Below are 22,350 nucleotides of genomic sequence, written 5' to 3'. Positions count from 1 at the left end.
TCGGACGGTCAATGCCGCCGCGGCGGAGACGGTGATTCACGAAAAGGCGCGGATCGTCAGCGATTCGGCACCGTAGCAATTGTTGCCATCCGGTGGCCTTAGGGGGCGCAGATTACCGGGTGACGTGAATCGTGTTGATGCCGTTGCGCTCCCACATCTCGAGGATGCTCGGATCGTCGTCGGCGTCCAAAAGAATCTCTTTACCGACCTCGAGCAGTTCGATGAGGATCTCCTCCTTTACGACATGCCCGGGACGCCGATCACCTTTCCACCGCATGAACAGTCCGGCGTGCTGGGGGAAGTGCTTGGCGAGCCAGGGTTCTGACCGATCCACGCTCCGTCCCTACCGGTGACGATGACGACCTCGTATCCACGCTCATACAACCCCTCCGCCATCGCGAGCAAGGGCTTGTTGGGCGGGCAGAACTCGCCGAACGTGTAGAAGTCGTCGCAGTTGCGGGGCTCCTCGAATAGGTGATGCGCGATCGAGCGGGTACCGACCAGCGTGCCGTCCGTACTGAACCACCCCGAATAACGACCACCCGGGATCAACCCTCGTCCCGGTGCACCGCCTGGCGCAGAGTGTCGTAGCCCGGCCAACTCGACGGGGTGGGGGACGACATCGTCCCTCTGATCTACTCGGGGCGCATCCTCGGCAAGAGCCGAGACGTCGGCGAGTGCTTGACCGCGACCGGTGCCTCACGCGTGACGTCCGGTAGCACGATCAGCCACAATGCCGACCGCAGTGACTCATATGTCTGCGCCCAGGCCCGCGCCTCGTGGTCACACGCGTCGGCTTCCTCCGAATCGCCCTCACCGCGAGCTGTTTCCGCGGACTCGAGCCAGACGACCTCCTGCTCCTTCGTGATCTGCAGGTAGTCGAGGACGGCGTCGCGGTTGTGGCCGCACACCGACGCAACCTCATGCGCAGTGAGCGATCCGTACCCCTCCGAGTCGAGGTGGACCAGTGTCGACAGGGCCGGCGGAAAATCCTGGTCGTTCTCATCCTCCGCATCGTCTCGGCTGCCGGCGTCCGTCGGTGTACTCGACGGCGCATCGTCTCTATTGCGGAGAGGGTCGTCGGCGGCCTGGTTGCCGACGTTGGGGTTGCGAGCGTTGAACCGGCCGACCGCGCGATGCAAGAGGTCGGCAACCTCACGGTCGTACGCGACAAACTTTACGACGCGGACGTTTGTCCGCGCGGTCCGAACGGCGGCGACGGCCTGCGTCGCGGCGTCGCCCTGCGGCCACCGGAACGTACCCGACGAGATGAGCGGGAAGGCGACCGTCTCGGCACCGAGTTCGTCGGCGACGGCGAGGCTGCGCCGGTAGCACGACTGCAGCACCTTGCTGCGGTCTTCACGCCGCGAGTACCGCGGCCCTACCGTGTGGATTACCCATTTCGCAGGCAGCTCTCCCGCCGTCGTCGCAACGGCCGCTCCCTCGGCGAGCCCATTGGGCACCGTAGTGGCCCGTAGGGTCCGGCACGCCTCGAGGATCGCCGGCCCTCCGCGCCGATGGATTGCGCCATCCACCCCACCGCCGCCGTCGATCAGCGACGAGTTCGCGGCGTTGACGATTGCGTCCGCACGGTGCCGGGTGATGTCACCGCGTACGATTTCGATGACGGTCATGCGTACTCCTTTGTGTGGTAGCGACCTTCCACAGCCGCGAGTTCGGGCGAGTCCAGCCGATCGCCTCTGCGTCGTTTGATTTGTGCCCCAGCAGCATCGAGAACAGTGCGGGGGTACAGCTGCGTCGTTCGACGCAGTACATCACCACCGTCAGCCCCTGCTTCCGCAATCGCGGCACGGTGCGGGCGGCGTCGTCCAGGACCACCCAGAATCGTGATCAGCCAGGATCGCGCCGTCGTCGTCTGGGCGCAGCGCCGGGCGCATGGTGTCACGGCGCCGGTGATTGCTTGGCCGCGGCCCGCGCTGCCCGCGTGGCATCAGGTAGGGCGATCACCCGCAGTGCCGACCGCAGCGATTGATACGTCCGCGCCCACGCCCGCAGCTCGTACTCACACGCATCGGCTTCCTCCAGATCACCCTCACCGATTGCTGTTTCCGCGAACTTTCGCCACTCAATCTCTCGTTCCTGCGTGATCTTCAAATACTCGAGGACTGCGTCCCGGTCATAGCCACACACCGTCGCGACCTCGTGTGCAGTGAGCAATCCGTGCCCGCCCGGATCGAGGTGGATCAGTGCCATCAGGGCCGGCGGGAGGCCCGGATCGTCCTCATCGTCCTCGGTCTGGTCGACTGTCAGTGCGGTCGATGGCGCACCGCGTCTCTCGCTGGACGGGCCGACGGACGGCCGGGCCTCAACCGAGGGGGTGAACGGTCTGAACAGGTCGACCGCGCGACGCAGGAGATCGGCAACTGCACGGTCGGACACGACGAACTTCACGACGCGGACGTTCGTCCGCGCGGCCCGGACGGCGGCGACAGCCTGCGTCACGGCGTCCTGCTTCGGCCACCTGCCCGAAGAGATGAGCGGAAGCGCGACCGTTTGGGCGCCGAGTTCGTCGGCGATAGCGAGGCTGCGCCGGTAGCACGACTGCAGCACCTCGCTGCGGTCCTCGCTCGACGAGTACCGCGGCCCGACGGTATGGATTACCCATGTCGCGGGCAGCTCTCCCGCCGTCGTCGCAACGGCCGCCCCCTCGGAGAGCCCGTTCGGCAACGACGTGGCCCTAAGGATCCGGCACGCCTCGAGAATCGCCGGTCCCCCGCGTTCGTAGATTGCGCCATCCGCCCCACCGCCGCCGTCGAGCAGCGACGAGTTTGCGGCGTTGACGATGGCGTCCGCCCTCTGCCGGGTGATGTCACCGTGCGCGATTTCGATCACGGTCATGCGGACTCCTTCGGTGTGGTGGCGACCTCCCACAGTCGTGGGTTCGGGCACGCCCAGTGCATGACCTCGAGAACGTCATCGGGGTTGCGTCCCAACAGCATCGAGTAACGCGCGGCAACCGCAGGAGTGCGGCTGCGCCCCTCGACACAGTGCAGAGCGACGGTCAGTCCCTGCTGCCGCAGTTGCAGCACGGTTCGGGCCGCATCGTCCAAGACGAACTTCAAATTCGGGTTGCGTTCCTCGCCCGCGTCGATTAGCCAGAACGGAATGTGTTCGCTGCTGATCGATGCTGTACCAGCGCGGCACAGGCTGACAACGGCGTCGAACCGGTCATCGGCAAGCAGGTCTGCTCCTCCAAGGATGACGCCGTCATCGTGAGGATGCACCACGCGGCGGCCGGTGTCGTAACGCGCGTAGTCGACGGTGGGCGACGACGGCCACCCCTCGCGGTCGTCGCCTCCCCTCGCCGTCCGCACAGCCAGACGCACGAGGTCCTGCGCGCGGTAGCCCGGCCAGCCGTGCAGCATCCGGCGCCAGCGGGCCGGCACCGCCGATGCACCCCATCTCGCCCCGAGCAAACCCCCGGCGATCGCCGCAGTGGTATCGGTGTCGTGACCGGCACGCACCGCCTGCTCCAGCGCGGCCTCCAGGTGCTCGGGACCCGGTGCGTCCGTGGTGTTGATCGCCCACCACGCGGTCAGCAGCGCATCGACGACCCAGCCGTTCTTCGGGAAGTCTGCCGGCGTACCCCGCTCGGCTACGTCGAGCAGTGGTGCCCAGTAGTCGCGTGTTCCCGTCGAGGCCTTCGCGAGGTACTCGCGGACACCATCGAACGTGCCATTCAGAACGGCGTGACGGATGGCGTACGTCCACATCTCGCACGCCTCGACAGCGCGCTCGTCGTGGTGAGTGAGCAGCCCGATCACACGCGCCGCCCGCAGGCACCCGTCGACGTCGCCGAGGTAGGCCAGCGCGACCGGCGCGGTCCGCATCAGCGACCCGTTACCGCCCTTGAGTCCCGGTATCGCCCAGGCGATGTGGCGCATCTCGTCCGCCGAGGCGGGCCGCCTCGACAGCACCGCCGACGTCTGGTTCCCGATGTCGGCCGGTCCGGAGTCGTACCACCGAACAAACTGCGCGGCAACGGCATCCAGACCCTCTCCATCGGAAATGTCGATGCCGGTTGCGGCGACCTCCGCAATCGCGACAGCCATCGACGTATCGTCGGTCCACTCACCCGGGGCGAACGAACCGAGTCCGCCACCGATCATGTCGATCACCACGTCGGATCCCGGCTTCGTGAACTCGTAACCGGCACCCAGCGCGTCGCCGGCCGCGGTCGCGAGAAGCACTCCAGCGGCGCGGTCGGTTCGTTCCTCGGACAACCTCACAGAATCCCCCTTAGATCGCTTTCGCGCTAAACATTAGCTCATCATTGAGCTAATCCGCAAGCGTGGCTCCGCACCCAGCACGAGCCGAGTGGCGCGACGCGGACGCAAGGCGCTTACCGACTACCTCTTCCCGTCTGTGGCCGTCGACGTAGCGGTCCTCGCCGTGCACACGGGTCGACTCCACGGCCTAATCGGCGAAAGACCCTATGGCGCAATGGCACTCCCCGGATTGTTCCTGCGCCCGGCGAGCGGCTGACCGAAGCGGTCGAACGAGCGCTGCCCACCAAGGCGGGACTGGTCGTCGCCGAATTCCATCAGCTCGCGATGTTCGACGCCCCAGGCCGGCTGGGTCCTGTCGATGGCTAGCGGTGCGATCCTGCGTCACGACGAACTTCCGCCCGACACCATTCTGGTCCGCATCGACGGTCGGACCGTGACCGAGCAATTGGCAATCGACCACGCCGCCATGATGTCGCAAGCCATCGACGATCTGCGTGCCCAGTACCCTCGCCGGGGCGACCCATCCGGACTGCTCGCCGACACTTTCACCGTGCTGTAACTCCGGCACCTGTACGAGACAAGCCACTGCCCAAAGATTCGTTCCAGCAGCTTGGGATTGGTGCACTCGAGGCGACTGGACGGACGTTCCGCCACATGACCGAAGCCGATCTGCCGGCAGGCTCCTTTGGGAATGCTCACGGGTTGACCGAGACCGGCCTGGGGCCAACGCGTTCGAGATCGCGGCTTCAACCAACCCGGGCCACTCGTGGATAATTTTCCAACGCGAACTCACCGACTACATGTCAGTTGTTCGGGTCGGCAGCATTCTGAACCTGGACCGGATCGAGGAGACCACCGTGGCCAACTTCATGCGTGTGGGTCCAGTTCCTGTTCCTGCAGGGCGAATACATATGCTCCGTGGCATCGGCGGGCGATGCGGCCGACCAGGATATTCTGGGACAACGCTGGTGCCGAGGCGCTGTGCCCAGCGTTCAAGCGGCGAGTACCAGTACCGGTAGTTCACCCATACGTCGCAATCGATTGCTGCAGTTGGTATCTGGATTCCCGCTCTAGGACTCGCCGACTACCCTTTGCAGGGCACTCCTTGCCGCTGCTCAACCATCGGTGATGGTGCGACGTTTCGCAGGGTGCGGATCAAACTCCCCGTCGCCGTCGGCCATGCATGCCATAGTGAACGCATGCGGAGCACCTGTTCTCTCTACATCGATGCCGGGTACCTGCTCGCTTCAGCCGCGACCCGCGTCACCGGCACGTCGCTACGCAGCGGGATTCACGTCAACTACTCCGCGCTGATCAGTTCATTGGTGGATGCTGCAGAAGTCCGGTCGGGCCTGCCGGTGCTGAGGGTGCACTGGTACGACTCAGCCAAGAACGGCGTCCCTGATCCACAGCAGGAGCGCATCGGCGAGCTGCCCAAAGTCAAGCTCCGGCTCGGGCGTTTCGGCGTCAATGGGGAGCAGAAGGGGGTCGACCTTCGCATCGGTCTCGACCTCGTGGCCCACGCGCGAAATGGTGCATCCGACGTGTTCTTTCTCGTCTCGGGCGATGACGACCTCACCGAAGCAGTCGAAGAGGCGCAGGTACACGGCGTCCAGGTCGTGCTGCTCGCCGTACCGACGGTCAACGGCAAGCCACATGGCGTCAGCCGGCACCTTATCCGGGCTGCTGACGAGCTCGACAGCCTCGACGGCGCGGTGGTGGATGCTGCAGTCATGAAGGTCGATCGTCAACCAGCACCTGAGCCGATCACACCAGAACCCATGTCTAGGCCTACCAGCCCCGCAGTCGGGTCGACAAGGTCAGCCGTTCGGACTCCTCTCGACCTCGCGGCTATTCCTCAGGGCCCGACTGCTCCACGCCAGACGAGCGTACTCGCCTACAGCGCCTCGACCGGATCTCCCGCCCAAGTGCTACCGGGGTACGACGAAGGCGACGACCAAGATGAATTGATTGATGAGGTCGTGACGCGGGTCCTCGCATCGTTCCAGGAAAGCGCCAGTGCTCATGACAAACTAGAACTCCAGCGTGCGCGCCCATCTATCCCCCGCGACATTGACAGTGCACTTCTGCTTGACGCCTCCGAAGCGATGCAGAAGTACGACTTGGACGAGGGTATCCGACACCTATTGCGTGCGCGTTTCTGGGAGAAGTACAGCGTGGGTTGAGCCAAGCCTGGAAGGCCCGCTCAACGGGCTGCTCCGTGTAGCGACGTACCCGCGGGGTCTAGACGGTTCCACAGGTCGGTTGAGCCATAGGTAGGGTCAATGGCGGCGATCGCGGTGGTGCGAGCTATTTTTTGCGCCGATACTTGGCTTCGGCCGCGTCCAGCTCGGTATGGCCGGTGAATAGGCCGACAACGGACCACCGCTACCACTCCGCCAGTGTCAGATGGTAGAGATACCCCGAATCATCGATGTGATCGCCGGGAGAAACCACTGATGCCAAAGCTCGCTGTCGCGAAGGAGTGCTTCCAGGAATACGGGCGACTCGACAAGCCTCTTCAAGACAAGATCACCGACACACTCGCGAAGTTCGAGGCGGCCACCCACACCGGCATTCACATGGAGAAGATCGCTGACGCTCGCAACCGGCGGTTTCGCTCCATCCGCATCGATCAGTTCTATCGCGGCATCGTCCTTGCCCCCGAGACCGGTGACGTGTACACCCTCCTCACTGTTCTCCCGCACGACGACGCCTACACGTGGGCTCGACGACGCGACTTGACGGTCAACCGGGCAACGGGCGGCATCGAGATTCGGGACGTTGCCATGATCGACGAATCTCTGTCCGAACTCGCCAAGGTGGCTGAATCAACGCCAACCCGGCTGTTCGCCCTAGTCAACGACGCCGACCTCACCCGCCTCGGTATTGACGAAACAATTGTCCAGCTCGCGCGCACCCTGACCGACACAAACCAGCTCGACGCCATGAAACCGATCATCCCCGAAACCCAGTGGGATGCGCTGACCGGACTCGCATCCGGCCTGACTCCGGAACAGGTGTGGTCAGAGCTCGGCGCGAAGATCGTGGACGAACCCTACGACACCGACGATCTCGACGCCGCAGTTGCCCGCAGCACCGATCGGATAGTCCTCGTCGATGGCCCGCAGGACCTGATGGCGATGTTCGCGCATCCGTTCGCACTGTGGCGGATTTACCTGCACCCGACGCAGCAGGCGGTCGTCGACACCGCCTTCCGCGGTCCGGCCCGCGTGACGGGAGGGCCAGGCACCGGCAAGACAGTTGTCGCCCTCCACCGAGCTCACCGTCTTGCACAAGAGTCCACGGACCCTGTGCTTGTAACCACCTTCACCTCCACCCTCACTGACTCGCTACGCGCCGGCGTCAAGTTGCTCGCCACCTCTCCCGAAGTGCTCGACCGGATCGACGTGCAGCACGTCGACAAGCTGGCGCACCAGGTGTTCCGAGACAAACATGGCGCACCGAAGATGCTGACCTCCAACGATGAGCAGCAGCTCTGGTCCTCGATCATCACGCGGCTCGAGCTTCCCTTCAGTGAGGCCTTCCTCACCGCTGAGTGGAGGAACGTGGTACTCGCCCAGCGTGTCTCGACGGCCGCCGACTACCTGTCCGCCAAGCGGACCGGGCGGGGCCGGCGACTCGGTGCCAACCAGAAAGCCAAGGTGTGGCAGGCGCTGTGGGAATTCGAGAACGCACTGCGCGAGCGCGGACAGTGGACCCACGAGATGGTGTGCCGAGAGGCCACCAAGCTACTCGAGGAACGCACCGACAAGCCGTACCGACACGTCGTCGTGGACGAGGCACAGGACCTCAGCCCTGAGCAGTGGCGGTTTGTCCGTGCCGCCGTGCCAGAGGGGCCTGATGATGTGTTCATCGCCGGCGACACCCACCAGCGCATCTACGACAGTCGCGTGAGCCTGCGGGACGTCGGGATCAACGTCACCGGCCGGTCCAGCCGGTTGGTCGTGAACTATCGCACCACAGCAGAGATCCTTGGCTGGAGCCTGGAACTGCTACGCGGCGAACGCATCGACGACATGGACGGCCAGCTCGACTCCATCGCCGGCTGCCGCTCCGACGTTCACGGGATGCCACCCACAACCAAAGGGTTCGGAACCCAGAGTGACGAGATCAGCTACGTCGCAGACACCGTACAGGCATGGATCGACAGCGGTGTTGCGCCAGGTGAGATCGGCGTCGCCACCCGTGCGAATCGTCTTGGCACAAAGGTGCTCGACGAGCTGTTCCGTCGCGGCGTATCGGTGCGGTCGCTCGTGAAGTCGAAGGGGGACGCCGACTCCGTTGCCATCGGGTCTATGCACGCAATGAAGGGGCTGGAGTTCCGGTGTATGGCGGTCGTCGGCGTCGGCGCCAGTCAGGTTCCGGCTGGCAAAGCGATCACGTCGGCGGACGAAGACCTGCAGACCCATGACCGAGACATGCAACGCGAGCGGTGCGTCCTCTTCGTCGCTTGCACCCGCGCTCGCGAGGACCTGCTCGTCACCTGGACCGATGAGCCGAGTCCGTTTCTTGTCCCCCTCGTCTGATAGACACTGTTGGAATCACAGTTCGCCTGGAAGGTCCATCATGCCCAAGTTGTCCACGTTGCTCGACGAGATCGATTCGGGGACGGTGTTGCTGCCTGAATTCCAGCGTGGCTACGTGTGGAACCGTGACCAGGTCCGGGGCCTGATGCGGTCGTTGTACCTGGGCTACCCGGTCGGCGGGCTGCTGATGTGGGAAACCACCTCGGACGGTGTTTCGGTCCGCGGCTCAGTGGCCGCAGCCGGCGTCCGACAGTTGCTCCTCGACGGCCAGCAGCGCGTCACTTCGATGTACGGCGTCGTGCGGGGAACGCCACCACCGTTCTTCGAGGGCGACCCGACCGCGTTCACCGGGCTGTACTTCAACGTCGAGGAGGAGATCTTCGAGTTCTACGCCCCGACCAAGATGTCGGGCGACCCCACCTGGGTCAGCGTCACGGAGCTGTTTCAGAACGGTCCGATGACGTATCTGACCCGGTTCGCGGACCGCCCCGACGACGCGACGACGTACTTGAACCGGCTCAACCAGCTCTCACAGGTCAAGGAACGAGAGTTCAACCAGGAGAAGATCACCGGAGCACACAAGTCCGTCGACGAGGTCGTCGACATATTCAACAAGGTCAACTCCGGCGGCACCAAACTCTCGAAGGGCGACCTGGCGCTGGCGAAGCTGTGCGCGCAGTGGCCTGCCGCTCGCGCCGAAATGCGCGATGACCTGGACCGCTGGAAGAAGGCCGGCTACGACTTCAGCCTCGACTGGCTGCTACGCAACGCAACCGCCGTCTCCACTGGCCGCGCACTGTTCTCTGCGCTCGACAAGGTGTCAGCACCGGAGTTCGAGCAATCCCTTACCTCGTCGGTACAGCACGTGGACACCTTCCTCGACGCAGCCTCAGGAAGGCTCGGACTAGACCACGATCGGGTGCTGATGGGTCGATACGCGGTCCCCGTTGTCTCGTACCTGCTTTCGCTGCACGACGGTCGATTCGACGACGTCGCACACCGCGACAAGGTTCTGTACTGGTACGTGCACTCGGCCCTCTGGGGCAGATTCAGTGGTTCGACGGAGACATATCTTCAGCAGGACTATGAGACAGTTAAACGGGCCGGCGTCGACGGGCTCATCGAGTCGCTCGAGCGCATCCGCGGAGGCAAACTCGAGGTCCGCCCGCACGACTTCGAGGGCTCCACACGCGGGTCCCGCTTCTACCCGCTGCTGTACCTGCTCACCCGCGTCAGCGCCGCGCGAGACTTCGGCAGCGGACTCGAGCTCGAGGCGGAGTTGTTGGGCAAGCCGTCGTCGCTGCAGGTCCATCACATTTTCCCGAAGGCACTGCTACGGGACCACTACAGCCACGGTGAAGTCAACGCGCTCGCGAACTTCTGCTTCCTGACCCAGGACACCAACCTCCAGATCGGAAAGCGTGCACCCGCGGAGTACCTGGGCGAAGTCGAGGCGAAGTACCCCGGAGTCCTCGCCTCACAGTGGATTCCGACCGACCCCGAACTGTGGAAGGTCGAGAACTACCCCGCCTTCCTCGCCGCGCGTCGTGAGCTCCTCGCCGAGGCCGCGCATATATTCCTCGAAGGACTGCGTGCTGGCACTGCGACCGTCGACGAACCCGAACTGCAGCCCGTCGCTGTCACTTCGGACGAGACCGACGATCCGCGGACCATTCAGATCCGAGACATGATCGCCGAGATGCGACGTCTCGGCTACGCAGAGCCCACCACCGACTCCGAGATCGCCGACCCGGTCAGCGGCCGCGTGCTCGCCGTCGCGGAAGCGTTCTGGCCGGACGGCCTGCAGGTTGGACAGGGCAACCCCGTCGTACTCGAACTCGACCCGGAGGAAGCGGACCTGCCACGGCTAGAGGAGCTCGGCTACGAGGTGTTCACCTCGGTCGACGCGCTACTCGGGTTCGTCGCACGCCGGAACGTGGCGGCCTCCGGCGAGGAGGCCTCCCCAGAACCCACAATCGAGTCAGCAGCCGACGACACCCTTGTCCTCGAACTGGGCCGGGAGCTAGTCTCCTGCTACGACCGCGCTAGCCGCGAAGCGGGCTACACCTCACCCCAATTGCGCAGCATGCTGGCCGACCTTGGGCCACTTGCGACGGCCCGTAAGCTGCTGTCCTCCCCCACTGTCTCCGACGGATTCGCCGACCTGTGGGAGCGCAACCGCCTCGACCTCACCGTCGAGGCCAAGGTCCTCGACCCCCGGTTCAATTCGCTGTTCACAGAGGACGAGGTCGCTGTCGCGCGGCGCCGGCTCGAGCAGTTCGGCTACGCGGCCTGACAATCACAGCACCATCCCAAAGAATTCCGTCACTTCGGGTACCTACAACCTTCTTCCACCCGCTACCAACCAGGTCTATGCGGATGGTGCGCACGTCGATTGTGTTGCCCCCGAGCGCCAACGCCGTGCCACCCACGATCATGCCAACTGCCTTTTCGGGACTCCCGAGTTCGGCGTGGGCATCCTCGATGGTTAGATCCTCATGCTCCACCCATTCCGTCACCTGTGCTCGTCGAGCAAGCGCGAGGCCGTCCGATAGCCGCACCATCCAATACTTGACCTTCGATACCGACATCCATCGGAGCACTTCGAGTGACTCGAGTACGGCTTAGGTAGCAAGTTCGGCTCGGGCATGTGCGAGCAGTTCGCCGTAGTGGTCGAGATCGTCAGCAAGGAGCGCGCAAGCCGAGTTGACAACGCTCACCAGATGTTCCGTCTGCCGTACCGCGTTTGCAAGACCCCGATCCTTCGGCACTCCGAAGGCTCAGACTGTCAAGCTACCCCACAAATCCACGACCCGATGCGAAAGTTCGACTTGTCGACCGTAGGATGATCCAGTCCTGTCGGCCATCTCTCGGATCGTCGAGTGCATCGCATCGTTGAAATGGCCGCGCGAATGTGGGGAGGACAGATGAGCGAAATCAGCCCACTCGAGCAAGGGTTTTTCCTGAACTCTGGTGGAGTTCAGTTGATTCTGGGCACTCAGCATCGGCGAATCCCGCGATACGACGTTCCCCTGTTCACGTCGCGCGCAGCCGCGAATGCCTCAGGCGAAGCGGGAACCGATGTCTGAGAGCCTGCGTCAATAGTCGCCAACGCTCTCAGACGTGAAAGGAAAGTAACGAAATGACCTTCAAACCGAACCTGTCGGTCAAAGAGTGCCTCGACCATCTCGCGGACCGACTGGATCCGATCATCGCCTCGCGGCTCGCGAAAGATCTCGGTGATCACCCGTGGACAGTCGTGCTGGAGATCCTCGACCAAAAGAAGGGCTTCTCCAAGGGGTACAAGTACTGGACCCACGACCTGCAGGCCCAGCTTCGGATGATCACCGAGCGCCTCGGGGATTTCGGCTATCCGTTCGATGACAGGCAGCGGACCGTCAGCACCCTCGGCAACGAGTTGCGCATAGCCCGCAAGCAGATGGCGCACATGCATAGCTTCTCAGTCGAGGAGGCCTTCCGCGCGAACGACTTCTGCGTCCGGCTTCTCGAGCACTTCGAGGATGGCGACGGTCTCGAGGAAGCAAAGCGCATCCGGCACGAGGCACTCGTGGCACTTGCCGCAGAAGAAGGTGTCACCGAGCAAGTGGCCGCGGCAACAACAGTCGTTCAGCCAGCCGTGCGCATTGAGACAGTAGACGCACCCCCCGAGAAAGCCGTCGGCGCGACCGAAGAAGAGCCTGAAGTGGTCACACCTGACCCCTCCGTGCTGGTCCGTGAACCGAGCGTAATCGGTGACAAGCGGCTCGAGTTCGAGCCCTGGACAGTGGTACAGATTGGGGGTGTCGAGATTCTCGACGACCTTCCCAAGAAGGCCGCCAAGGAGAAGGTCCGTGCCGCCGCGGTCGAAATTGCGACATACGAGGGACCGATCCACCTTGATCGACTTGTGCAGATGACAGCTCAATCCTTCGGCCTGCAGCGTGTCCGAGCCTCGAGGGAAAAGAAGCTTGCCTATCAGATCCAACAGGCGGGGCTCCTCGTGGACGCCGACAAGTTCGTCTGGCCCGGTGAGATCGACCCTGGCGTTTGGAGCGAATTCCGGCCGAACGACAGCACAGCGGATCGGCCGTTTGTTCACATCAGCCCTGTCGAGATCGCGAACTCCGCACAATTCATCCAGGCGAAGTGGCCAGGGATCAGCGCCGAAGAGCTCGCCGTCGCGGTACTTCGCACATTCGGACGCCAACGGCGGACCAGGCCGGTCGCGAACCACCTTGCGAAGGCCATGTCCCGGTTGGCCTAAGACTCGTAACTGAGTAGGGACTCCCCCACCGAAGCGACAGTGCCGCCAGCTGACTACATCGCTGGTGTCCTCACCCAGGTGTCGCTTCGGATGGGGCGGGCCTCTTCACAAGCCGATGGCCCTTGAGTGCGACACCGCAACGCTCCAGTTCGGCGGCCCATCCGACCTCGAGGCCGATTCGAGTGGGTTCGCTATAGAGCCCGGCTCGTACCTCCGCCGCCGTGAGCCGTCGATACTTTGGTGCCGCAGGATCGTCTGCGGCTAGGAACTCTTCCTTGCGATGTAACAGCGGCTTGTTCGTTCTGTCAGCGAAGGATTGATATTGACTCTCGAGTGTCGTCATATCTACGCCATACGTCCAATTCAGAGTGGGATGTGGATCCGAATCGAATTTCGGGTATGACGACCACGAGACCCGTCGACCACGATGATCCAACTTGAGTATGTTCCATCCTTCGGGCCTGCCTGCTGCGACGAAGCCGCAGTGCTCATAGAGGCGGAGTACGACGGGCATGGAGGGAGTCGCTCGTTGATGCACATAGAGTGCCGTCGCGGTGAGCTTTCCGACAGAGTTCCGCATTGCGCCCCGAATGTATGTATCGTCGCGGATCTTCAATAGCAGCCTATCCGCCCGCGTGCATGCTTCTTGATAGCTGCGGAAGCAATTCTTTATGTCTGCCTGAATCGAAAGCGGCAAATCGCCTAACCGCGTACGTCCACTGAAGATTGATGTTCCGAGGTAGAGAAGTGTATCGAGAGTTGCCCTCTTGGTACCCGCTGCGACCTTGTTTGGGTCTGCACCCTTTTTGATCAGGCGAACCAGTGCGGGGTGGGAAATTTTTCCAAGCAGTGGAACTACATCCGCCGGAATTTCCTCGAACATGGGAACTCGGCCACGTTTCTCGGTAAAGGATATGACTTCAGCCAGCGCCGATACATAGTCCGCGCTGTCTGTCCAACTGAATTCGGAAATGGTGCCGCGAGCAAGATACGCCAGGCGGTCCTCCTCGCGGCGGAAGGCGTAAACTACCCCGGGCACAGGGGACACACAGTAGCCACCCGTTACGTTCTCGACAGAGGCTCGCAACTCGCGTGCGCTGTAGAAGTGCTGGAATGTGCCACGACTTGTGACCAGTCCATCTCCGGCAGCGTGACCTCGTGCCGGTTGCTGTTCCCAATCCATGCGGCAGCTGACGACAAGCGTCTTTCCCGCGAGCTGCCAAGCAGTTGACAGCGCCTGTCGCCGCTCGTTCTGATCTTCAATGACGTTCAACACGTAAGTGAGCATGACCACGTCATGCTCATCCAACGGGTTGTCTGGTGAGTAGAAGGGGTCCCACCCGTGTGCCTCGATGCCCATCTGCTCGAGCCGGCGGACATCCTGGCCGCGGCCGCAGCCGTAGTCGAGAACGGTGTTGTTCTGGGTCAAGACGTCATCCAAGAGCGCCTGCCGGAGAGGCATTGAGAGGCCGGAACGACCAATAGCTGTGCGGTGCCGTTTGGTAGTCCATCCGGTTGGCGCCGACATAACCAATTCCTTCCACCGATACGTTCTTGCGACTGCACCCCGCCGCACGCACGAATCAAGTCGACGAAGGAAGCCCTGCCAAGTAACGTATATCGTTGTGCGCGTTACGCTGTGATGCTGAGTATTATGCCGCGAATCGAACGGATTCGTCTAGCGACCTAGTCGAAGGCTTCTTGCCCATCGCTGTGTATAGATCAAGCCGCAACGGCAAGACCTAATACCGGCGCTCGAACTCGGTCAACGGCACAGACTCAGCTCGCGTACGTGAAACTACCGGCTATAGACGATCTGGCAATGATAGAAGACTACGTTCGCCGGATCAGCAGACAATTCTTGATAGGTCGGATGGAGGAGATCATTGTGTGTCTCGGTACCGAGCAATCGCTCGCCGTTGGCGGGCCTAGCGGGTCGCTGACGGCGTAGAGCCTCACCCGCAACCGGAACGGTTTGACTCGTACCTGAGCTTGCGTCAATACACCGAGAGAACATCTACTGAAGAGCCTCATGAGTTCACGTTCAGGCAGGTCCTCCAATTTGTGCCTCTCGCCCCAACGACCTTCTGCCTACATGTTCATGGCAACTTAGGTTGCTCTGCCTCAAGGGATCGCTACCTTCGTGGCTTTCCTACCTCCGCTGTCTCCTTGGCTGCATTTGGAGAACCATCCTGATCGCACGCAGTCGGCGTTGTATGTCATGGATGACTTCGACGAGACCAGCAGCAGAATCACCATTCTCGTACATCTCGTACTTGATATCCGCAGTGTTACGCGACCCCTTGTTCAATAGGTTGTCAATCGAACCAGCAACTTCACTGAAGTTTCGCGCCGACTGTTTGTTGTTGGTCACACCGAACACCTCGTCCAGTGCGGGCGGGAAGTCGACTTCGACACCCCACCACCGTTCCCTCGGGTCACTGGTTACCAGGGACTGTTCGAGCTGGAGCTCGCGCCCGGCCCGCACGAGACTCACACCAACGTTCCGCTTGGCATGCTTGCCGTAGTGCGTTGCTCCTGCGTTAAGGGGTTCTCGTGCCTCAGTCTTCGCGACAGTGAAGCGAGTCGTCACGACGTACATCCGACCGTCAGCCCCCTCGATCTTCCGCTCGATCTCCCAGTAATCGCCTTCAGGCACGAACATCGGCTCGTAGTCGTAGGGAGCCGGAGTACTCGACGGTGTCATGAGGTAGAGGGGATCATTGACCCGAGCATGCCTTGCCTTCGTGGCCTTCGACCCACTATCGGTGTCAAACTCGGCCAGACGAATGGTAACCCGGTTCCCGTAGAGGAACCGCCGGTACAAACGGCCGATGATGTCTTCTGCCCGATCGATGATCGCCGACGCCCTCTTCCACAGGACTCGGTCGAGTTTCGACCAGACCACCAGTGTGCCCGACGATCCTACGGATTCGGCCACGTCACGCCAGCTCTGCGGGACAGGGACAACTACAGGCACTGGAACCGTGCTTCGCTGTCCTTCCTCGATTTCGTCGAGATCGACGAAGGTGTAGTTGGCACGGTTTGGCGAGTCGGTCCAGGACCAGACATCGACGCGACGCGCCTGCGAGATAGACGCACTCGGCAGACCCATTCCGAAGCGGCCAATGCCGGAACGATCGTCGAGACGGGTCCCGTTGCCGAACTGGAGCGCCATCCTCAAGGTCTCGGCGTCCATCCCACAGCCGTCATCAAGCACACCAAGTTCCCATACACGCGAATACCGCCGCTCGCCAACCGCCAGTTGCTTCTCACCTGCAAGGAGCTCCACATGTTGGGCTCCGGCCTGGACGGCGTTGTCGATCAGCTCAGCGATCGCATAGGTTGTGTTCTTGTACCCGTTGTCGCGCATGGCAGCAATCGCAAGCCGAGTCGGCACCAGATCGAAATCAGAATTGTCAGACATCCCACTCATCTTCCCAGCTCGAAAAAGCTTCGGACACTTTGCGGACCCCGCAATGAGATGTCGCAGATCCTAACAACAAGAAGCTCTTCGTAACCCCTGCTCGCACCGCGCGTGTCACCCGGTCGAATCGTTCTGGCAGAAACCGCTTGGGCCAGCGATACAGCGTCTAAGTCTGGCGACGCGGGTCGGCAACACCTGGATACCGTTCATCGATCCAGTCTTTCACCGCACCGAATCGCCCAGGTTCCCTGACGAACTCACAGACGGATACGCCGCGGGCTCATGCGTAAGCATCGCAGCGACATTGGTCTCGAAGGCGCTTCCCTCCTCCGCACTTGGTATGCCAATGTGTCGCAGATCGACACGCGCATCTCGAGTGACTGCTGCCAGCAGACCAGCGCTATCTCCGCCCCGTGCAGCTTGTCGACATGCTAGGTTGCTGACTCCCGTCGCTACTTTCCAGGGATGCCATTACGAAACAACTTTGAGCAAGATCCGGGTGTCAATGAACCGCTAGAAGTCGCCGTAGCACACTTCCTTCATGAACAAATCAACCAAGAGAACTCCGAGTACGCATATACCAGCGACTTCTAGCAGTGAACCCACAGGCACCGAATCTAGCCGCCACGGAGGAAACGACTCATGGTGCGGCCCCAGTCGGTGCGGATATCCAGAAGCATCTCACGGCGGTCACCTGATTCCTCGTATTCGCATCTCGCCCAAGCCATCAGGAGCAGTTTGAGTCCGCGGTTAGCCCGGCGGAGCCGCCTGGCGAGCTCGTCTCGGTCAGCCTTGTCAGATATCTCGCTTTCGAGAACTTCGCCAAGGTCATGGTAAATAGGATGTCTAACATTTATCTTGATGATGATCTTATCTGCGACCGACCGAACGTCGAAGAAAGCACCTCCGTCGAGTGTTCCTTCCGTAAATACGTATCTGATTTCCTTGCTGACAACATCGAGTGAAATGCCAAGCGCCTGATCGTCTGTCAATCCACCGTCTACCAACTCCTGCACCAGAGCCGCCACGCGTTCATCTTTCGTCGGCTCATTGCCTTCGTCGCTCACGCCCCTGCGCCCTTCCTGTTTGAAAACCTCTTGGTTACCCCCGTTGCTTCTGCCATCAGGGTAGACAACGTCTAAGTGCCCTTCCTATCACCGTTGCATGCTTCGCTGTGTCGCTAGGACCTTCTGATCGCACGCAGTCAACGTTGTATGTCCTGGGTGAACTCGACGAGATCAGCAGCGAGATCATCGTTCTCATACATCTCGTCCTTGACCTCAGCCCGCACCTACGCAACGGTATACATGCGACGAGCGCCGCCTACATCCCCACATGATTCCCCTTCGAATCGCGCACGGGGAACAGGTCACCCAAGAACCGCACCCGAAAATTCGAACTCAACTACCGGGTTGTCTCCTGTCAGGCACTGACGCGCGAATGACCTCCGAATAGTTTCCGCGAGTGAACTCGAACCGTTCTGGTAGAAACCGCTTTAGCCAGCGATACAGCGTCTGTGTCTGACGGGCCGGGTCGGCAACATCTGGATACCGTTCAGCTATCCAGGCTTTGACCGCACCGAATCGTTTGGGTTCCCTTGCAAACTCAAACACGTCTGTGACGACGGGCTCATAGGAAAGCATGGCGGAGACGTTGGTATCGAAGATGCCTCTGTCTCCGACACTTGGTATGTCAAGGTGATGCAGGTCGATCAACGCATCTCGAATGACTGATGCGGTGACGTCATCGTGATGTCCTGCTTGAACATCGAATAGTGCTCCGGGGTCGCGGCAGTGCGGAAGCCACACAACTCGCCCTACACCTGTCCCATCCTGATAGTCAGGGTCAGGTGTCTCTGAGTTTGACGCCGCAATCTTCTGAAGGTCGAGCGCCATTGACGCTTGCTCCATTAGATTCTGCATATGGTCTGTCGCGACTACCGAACGGGCGGCGACCCGGTCTTCAAAGTCTTGGAGTGGTACAGAGTCGACAAGAAGTTCGAGATTGCTGGGCTCACGCCACCCAAGTGCCGCGGCAGTCAGGTTCGCTGATCCAATGAATGCCCGATTGTCGAACCGAAAGTACTTCGCGTGAAGTCGGGAGCACAGCATGAACTCCGCTGAGCGTCGCTCAAGTGCAACTTGACGACAAGCTAGGTCACTAACTCCCGTTGCGACTTCTGCGGGATGCCACCGCGTAACAACCCTAAGGCGGACCCTAGGGACAGACACAGCTAGAAGTCGCCGCAGCACAACCTCCTTCATGAATGGCGCGACCAGGACGATCTCCTCCTGAGCCGACGCTGCAGCGACTTCTAGCTGTGAACCTACAGACGACGTCACCTAGCTGCCGCGGAGGAATCGTGATGCGACGCGGCCCCAGTCTGTGCGGATGTCCTGGAGCGACTCACGGCGTTCGGGGTGAAGTTCCTCGTCCTCGTATCGCGCCCACGCCATCAGGAGTAGTTTGAGCCCACGGTTTGCGCGGCGGAGGCGATCGGCAAGTTCGTCTCGATCATCCTTGTCGGATATCTCGTTTTGCAGAACTTCGACAAGATCGTGGTATGCGGGATGGTTGACATTGATCTTGATGACAATCTCACCAGCCACCGGCCGAACATTGAAGAAAGCGCGCCCATCGAGCGGTCCCTCACAAAAATGGTACTTCAATCGATTCACGACAGCGTCGGTTGCAATGTCTCGCGCCTGACCAGGGGTGTATCCCGTTTCTTCTAGCTCCTGTTGAAAGGCGTTCACGCGTTCATCGGTGGGCAAGTCTTCTCCCGCGTCGCTCTGGCCTGTACGACCTTCCGCCTGGAACCTCTTGGTCACCTCGGTCGCTTCTGCTTCGGGGGAAAAGTCATGGCGCCTTTCCTGAATCTTCCTACCTATTGCCTGCGCCTGAATAGCCTGCCTCATGACACGGATTCGGCGGGATACTTCGGCGACAATGTCGACGAGAGGTAAAGCCGCATCTTGATTCTCGTCCATCTCATCCTTGAGGTCCGCAGTACTGCGCGACGGGGTACTCAGCAGGTATTCAATCGAAGCAGTTACTTCACTGAAGTGTCGTGCTGACTGCTTATTGTTGGTAACGCCGAACACCTCATCCAGCGCAGGCGGGAAGTCAACTTCTACACCCCACCATCGCTCCCTCGGGTCGGAGGCACTAACCAAAGACTGATCGAGATCGAGTTCGCGTCCGGCGCGCATGAGACTCACGCCGACGTTCCGTTTAGCGTGCCTACCGTAGGCCGAGTTTCCTGCATTGCGTGATTGTCTGGCCTCAGACTTCGCTACAGTGAACCGCAACGTCACCGGATGCAAGACACCGTCGGGTGTCGGAACCTTTTCCTGCACTTCCCATGTGTCTCCGTCGTACTCAAACATCGCGGTCTTATCGTAGGGCGCCGGAGTGCTCGACGGCTCCATGAGATACAGGGGGTCATTGACCTGTGCATACCTTTCCGTCGTTGCACGCGACATGTCCTCTGTGTCGAACGCGGCAAGGCGAATAGTCACCTTTCCCTCTTCAAGGTATAGCCTGTACATGCGACCGATGATGTCTTCCGACCGATCGATGATTGTCGACGCTCTTCGCCACTGCATTCGATCAAGTACAGACCAGACCACCAGCGTGCCCGAAGACCCCACGGATTCGGCCACGTCACGCCACTCTTGTGGAAGCTCAACAACTTTGGGCACCGGAACTGTGCTTTGTTGTCCTCCTTCTATTTCCTTTAGATTGATGTAGGTATAGTTGGCGCGGTCTGGTGAGTCGGTCCAAGACCAGACTTCGACGCAACGAGCCTGGGAAATGGACGCGCTCGGCAGACCCATTCCGAACCGCCCGATGCCAGTGCGATCCCCGAGACGGGTTCCGTTGCCGAATTGGAGTGCCATCCGCAAGGTCTCTGCATCCATGCCGGATCCGTCATCAAGTACACCGACTTTTTTGATACGCGGCAGCCGTCGCTCTCGAACCAGCTCACTTTCCTCACCTGCGAGGAGCTCGACGTGATGGGCGCCAGCTTGGATTGCGTTGTCGATTAACTCGGCGACGGCATAGGCGGTGTTCTTGTACCCGTTGTCGCGCATGGCGGCGATTGCGAGCCGTGTTGGCACTAGATCGAAATCTGAATTCTCAGGCATCCCACACATCTTCCCAGTTTGTAAAGGCTTCGGACATGCCGCCGAAACCTGGCAGCGAGGTGTCGACGATTGTAACCACAAGGGCCTCTTGGTTTCCCCCAGCTTGCACGCCCCGTGTCGCTCTACCAACCATCTGGCTGTATAGCACAAGAGACTTTGTGGGTCGAGCAATGATCGCCGCACTAGTTCTGGGGGCATCGAATCCTGTTGTAAGGACACCATAATTGCAGAGAACCTGCGGTGCCATCTCATCGGAACGAAAAGCTGATATCAGGCGCTGCCGTTCAGAAGGACCTGTCTTGCTCGTCACTGACGCTGCCCGTATCCCACGAGCGGCCAGCACGGTGGCGAGCGTGTTCGAATGATCTGCGGTGGTCGCGAAGACAATGATGCGGCTGTGGCTCAGGATCAACTCCTCCACACGTGCAACGATCAACAGGTTTCGGGCGTCGTCTCCAGCTAGTTGCTCCAGAACCTCAGTCGGAATATCGGTGGCCCGCTCAATCTGTCGGAGGTCTCTGGGGCTGAGGTCTACACCGCCCGAATACGTAAGGGATTCGTACTTGGTTCGCGCGAGGTAGCCCTCATCGATTAGGTAGTCAACCGGATTCTTGTAACCCTCTACCTTCAGGGTTACCTTTCTGTTAGCGAACAAGTTGGATAGCTTTCTATCCTCGTCCAGATCGTTCCACGTTCGGCCGGGCGTGGCAGTGAGGCCAAGGAGACGGGTTTCAGCATGTTTGTCCACAAGCAATTCAAGAGTCGTCTTGTACGTCGGCGCCAGAGCTTGGTGTGCCTCGTCGATGATCACGAGACGAGACCTGTCCGCTAGTCGAGACCACGTTTGGTATTTCGACCGAATAGAGCTGTACATCTTGTCTAGACCGCACACGACGAGGCCGTCTCGAGCGTCGTCGATCTCGATTGGGTTGGAACCCCAAAATCGAAAGACTTTCAGCGTGCGATTCCCAAGACTAGTCCAGGCGCGCTCGAACTCCGAAGCGGCTTGCTCACAGAGCTCCTCGCTGTAAGCCAACCAAACGGCCATGCGGGGTTCGCCTGACCGCAAGTAGTCGCACACAACGTTCATGGCTGTTCGTGTCTTGCCGGAACCGGTGGGCATGTGAAGTATGGTGCGGCTGGGAGGAGCACGCAGGGCATCGTCCACCTCAGACGCCGCAACTCTTTGGTGATGGAAGAGTGCGTAGCCCGGTTCTGCCGGCTTGTCCGGCAGTATCTCGGTCCGGCTGACTTCCTCATCGACGGCGACACCAAGCAAGCTGTGGAACTTGGCTTCCTTGGCACTTCCCTTGCGAAGCGTCAAGGATGTCAGGAGTTCGTACGGGTCCCTCGAACCATTTCTCGAACCAAGGCGCAGTCCATCGACCAGCGCGTCCGCCTGACTCCGCGAGAGCATGCGAACCAGGGCGGTGCGAGCTTTCGGATCTCTGATGAGTTCACTCGCGGTCCTCTGTGATTTCAACAGCTCACGAAGTTTGCTTGGTCTGGCGAGGTTGGGGTCCAGACGAAGAAGCAAGCGAGTAACTTTCGGCCCCACTAGGTCGCGTAGCGTCTCTTCGTCTGCCCGAGTCAAAAGCACGTCGAAGTCCAGCCGTTCATCGAGCATTGGCTGTCCTCTGGGTGCCGATCATGGACACGCACCCCAAGTGCGACAACAGATTTCCGACTTTGTCAGTCACAAGGCATC

The 22,350-nt window shown here is 61.0% G+C and carries 15 protein-coding genes and 2 pseudogenes; 7 read left to right on the top strand and 10 right to left on the bottom strand.

Features of this window, described 5'->3' with window-relative positions:
• Nucleotides 1-112: 112 nt before the first annotated feature.
• The 4 genes and pseudogenes from AB0I57_RS07905 to AB0I57_RS07890 all read right to left on the bottom strand — a co-directional run.
• Nucleotides 113-334, bottom strand: coding sequence for a hypothetical protein (locus AB0I57_RS07905; protein ID WP_358332175.1), 222 nt, complete (start codon nt 332-334; stop codon nt 113-115).
• Between the two features lie 796 nt (nt 335-1,130).
• Nucleotides 1,131-1,634: pseudogene (locus AB0I57_RS07900) on the bottom strand (O-acetyl-ADP-ribose deacetylase); the annotation flags it as partial.
• Between the two features lie 268 nt (nt 1,635-1,902).
• Nucleotides 1,903-2,859, bottom strand: a complete 957-nt coding sequence (locus tag AB0I57_RS07895) for an O-acetyl-ADP-ribose deacetylase (RefSeq protein WP_358332172.1) — start codon at nt 2,857-2,859, stop codon at nt 1,903-1,905.
• A gap of 464 nt (nt 2,860-3,323) precedes the next feature.
• Nucleotides 3,324-4,250 (bottom strand): annotated as a pseudogene (locus AB0I57_RS07890) (ADP-ribosylglycohydrolase family protein); the annotation flags it as partial.
• Between the two features lie 358 nt (nt 4,251-4,608).
• Here AB0I57_RS07890 and AB0I57_RS07885 point away from each other — a divergent pair.
• From AB0I57_RS07885 to AB0I57_RS07860, 6 genes are all read left to right on the top strand, one after another.
• Nucleotides 4,609-4,809 (top strand): hypothetical protein, encoded by a 201-nt coding sequence (locus AB0I57_RS07885; protein ID WP_358332169.1) that lies wholly within the window; start codon nt 4,609-4,611, stop codon nt 4,807-4,809.
• Between the two features lie 640 nt (nt 4,810-5,449).
• Nucleotides 5,450-6,436 (top strand): NYN domain-containing protein, encoded by a 987-nt coding sequence (locus tag AB0I57_RS07880; protein WP_358332167.1) that lies wholly within the window; start codon nt 5,450-5,452, stop codon nt 6,434-6,436.
• Nucleotides 6,437-6,709: 273 nt separating this feature from the next.
• Nucleotides 6,710-8,800, top strand: a complete 2,091-nt coding sequence (locus AB0I57_RS07875) for a UvrD-helicase domain-containing protein (protein ID WP_358332164.1) — start codon at nt 6,710-6,712, stop codon at nt 8,798-8,800.
• Nucleotides 8,801-8,840: 40 nt separating this feature from the next.
• The gene (locus tag AB0I57_RS07870; protein WP_358332162.1) at nt 8,841-11,096 is read left to right on the top strand and encodes a DUF262 domain-containing protein; all 2,256 of its coding nucleotides are present in this window, start codon (nt 8,841-8,843) and stop codon (nt 11,094-11,096) included.
• 631 nt (nt 11,097-11,727) lie between these two features.
• Nucleotides 11,728-11,889: a hypothetical protein gene (locus AB0I57_RS07865; RefSeq protein ID WP_358332160.1), complete on the top strand. Its 162-nt coding sequence runs from the start codon at nt 11,728-11,730 to the stop codon at nt 11,887-11,889.
• Between the two features lie 53 nt (nt 11,890-11,942).
• Nucleotides 11,943-13,064 carry a Swt1 family HEPN domain-containing protein gene (locus tag AB0I57_RS07860; RefSeq protein WP_358332158.1) on the top strand — a complete coding sequence of 374 codons (1,122 nt, stop codon included), beginning with the start codon at nt 11,943-11,945 and terminating at the stop codon, nt 13,062-13,064.
• A gap of 70 nt (nt 13,065-13,134) precedes the next feature.
• Here AB0I57_RS07860 and AB0I57_RS07855 read toward each other — a convergent pair whose 3' ends face one another.
• The 3 genes from AB0I57_RS07855 to AB0I57_RS07845 form a co-directional block, all read right to left on the bottom strand.
• Nucleotides 13,135-14,592, bottom strand: coding sequence for a DNA phosphorothioation-associated putative methyltransferase (locus AB0I57_RS07855; protein ID WP_358332155.1), 1,458 nt, complete (start codon nt 14,590-14,592; stop codon nt 13,135-13,137).
• A 624-nt stretch (nt 14,593-15,216) separates the two neighbouring features.
• On the bottom strand, nt 15,217-16,491 hold the full coding sequence (locus tag AB0I57_RS07850; protein ID WP_358332152.1) for an ATP-binding protein: 1,275 nt from the start codon (nt 16,489-16,491) through the stop codon (nt 15,217-15,219).
• Between the two features lie 617 nt (nt 16,492-17,108).
• A complete protein-coding gene (locus tag AB0I57_RS07845) occupies nt 17,109-17,558 on the bottom strand; it encodes a hypothetical protein (RefSeq protein WP_358332149.1) in 450 nt (149 codons plus the stop codon).
• 107 nt (nt 17,559-17,665) lie between these two features.
• On the opposite strand from AB0I57_RS07845, the gene AB0I57_RS07840 reads away from it, so the two are divergent.
• Nucleotides 17,666-17,830, top strand: a complete 165-nt coding sequence (locus AB0I57_RS07840; RefSeq protein ID WP_358332146.1) for a hypothetical protein — start codon at nt 17,666-17,668, stop codon at nt 17,828-17,830.
• 61 nt (nt 17,831-17,891) lie between these two features.
• Here the strand turns inward: AB0I57_RS07840 and AB0I57_RS07835 are convergent, their stop codons facing one another.
• From AB0I57_RS07835 to AB0I57_RS07825, 3 genes are all read right to left on the bottom strand, one after another.
• Nucleotides 17,892-18,386, bottom strand: a complete 495-nt coding sequence (locus AB0I57_RS07835; RefSeq protein WP_358332143.1) for a hypothetical protein — start codon at nt 18,384-18,386, stop codon at nt 17,892-17,894.
• Nucleotides 18,387-18,833: 447 nt separating this feature from the next.
• On the bottom strand, nt 18,834-20,642 hold the full coding sequence (locus AB0I57_RS07830) for an ATP-binding protein (RefSeq protein ID WP_358332140.1): 1,809 nt from the start codon (nt 20,640-20,642) through the stop codon (nt 18,834-18,836).
• Nucleotides 20,635-22,269 (bottom strand): DEAD/DEAH box helicase, encoded by a 1,635-nt coding sequence (locus tag AB0I57_RS07825; RefSeq protein ID WP_358332137.1) that lies wholly within the window; start codon nt 22,267-22,269, stop codon nt 20,635-20,637. The genes AB0I57_RS07830 and AB0I57_RS07825 overlap by 8 nt, the downstream gene beginning before the upstream one ends.
• Nucleotides 22,270-22,350: the final 81 nt, after the last annotated feature.

Source organism: Rhodococcus sp. NPDC049939 (assembly GCF_040656415.1).
Classification (GTDB): Bacteria; Actinomycetota; Actinomycetes; order Mycobacteriales; family Mycobacteriaceae; genus Rhodococcus_F.
Note: the sequence above shows the minus strand (reverse complement) of the source record. Positions and strands in the feature narration are given on the sequence as shown.

Excerpts from the sequence above, each read along its gene's own strand:
- AB0I57_RS07895 (WP_358332172.1), bottom strand. The coding sequence starts at position 2,859 with ATGACCGTGATCGAAATCGCGCACGGTGACATCACCCGGCAGAGGGCG.
- AB0I57_RS07885 (WP_358332169.1), top strand. The coding sequence starts at position 4,609 with ATGGCTAGCGGTGCGATCCTGCGTCACGACGAACTTCCGCCCGACACC.
- AB0I57_RS07880 (WP_358332167.1), top strand. The coding sequence starts at position 5,450 with ATGCGGAGCACCTGTTCTCTCTACATCGATGCCGGGTACCTGCTCGCT.
- AB0I57_RS07875 (WP_358332164.1), top strand. The coding sequence starts at position 6,710 with ATGCCAAAGCTCGCTGTCGCGAAGGAGTGCTTCCAGGAATACGGGCGA.
- AB0I57_RS07870 (WP_358332162.1), top strand. The coding sequence starts at position 8,841 with ATGCCCAAGTTGTCCACGTTGCTCGACGAGATCGATTCGGGGACGGTG.
- AB0I57_RS07865 (WP_358332160.1), top strand. The coding sequence starts at position 11,728 with ATGAGCGAAATCAGCCCACTCGAGCAAGGGTTTTTCCTGAACTCTGGT.
- AB0I57_RS07860 (WP_358332158.1), top strand. The coding sequence starts at position 11,943 with ATGACCTTCAAACCGAACCTGTCGGTCAAAGAGTGCCTCGACCATCTC.
- AB0I57_RS07855 (WP_358332155.1), bottom strand. The coding sequence starts at position 14,592 with ATGTCGGCGCCAACCGGATGGACTACCAAACGGCACCGCACAGCTATT.
- AB0I57_RS07850 (WP_358332152.1), bottom strand. The coding sequence starts at position 16,491 with ATGTCTGACAATTCTGATTTCGATCTGGTGCCGACTCGGCTTGCGATT.
- AB0I57_RS07835 (WP_358332143.1), bottom strand. The coding sequence starts at position 18,386 with ATGGCGCTCGACCTTCAGAAGATTGCGGCGTCAAACTCAGAGACACCT.
- AB0I57_RS07830 (WP_358332140.1), bottom strand. The coding sequence starts at position 20,642 with ATGCCTGAGAATTCAGATTTCGATCTAGTGCCAACACGGCTCGCAATC.
- AB0I57_RS07825 (WP_358332137.1), bottom strand. The coding sequence starts at position 22,269 with ATGCTCGATGAACGGCTGGACTTCGACGTGCTTTTGACTCGGGCAGAC.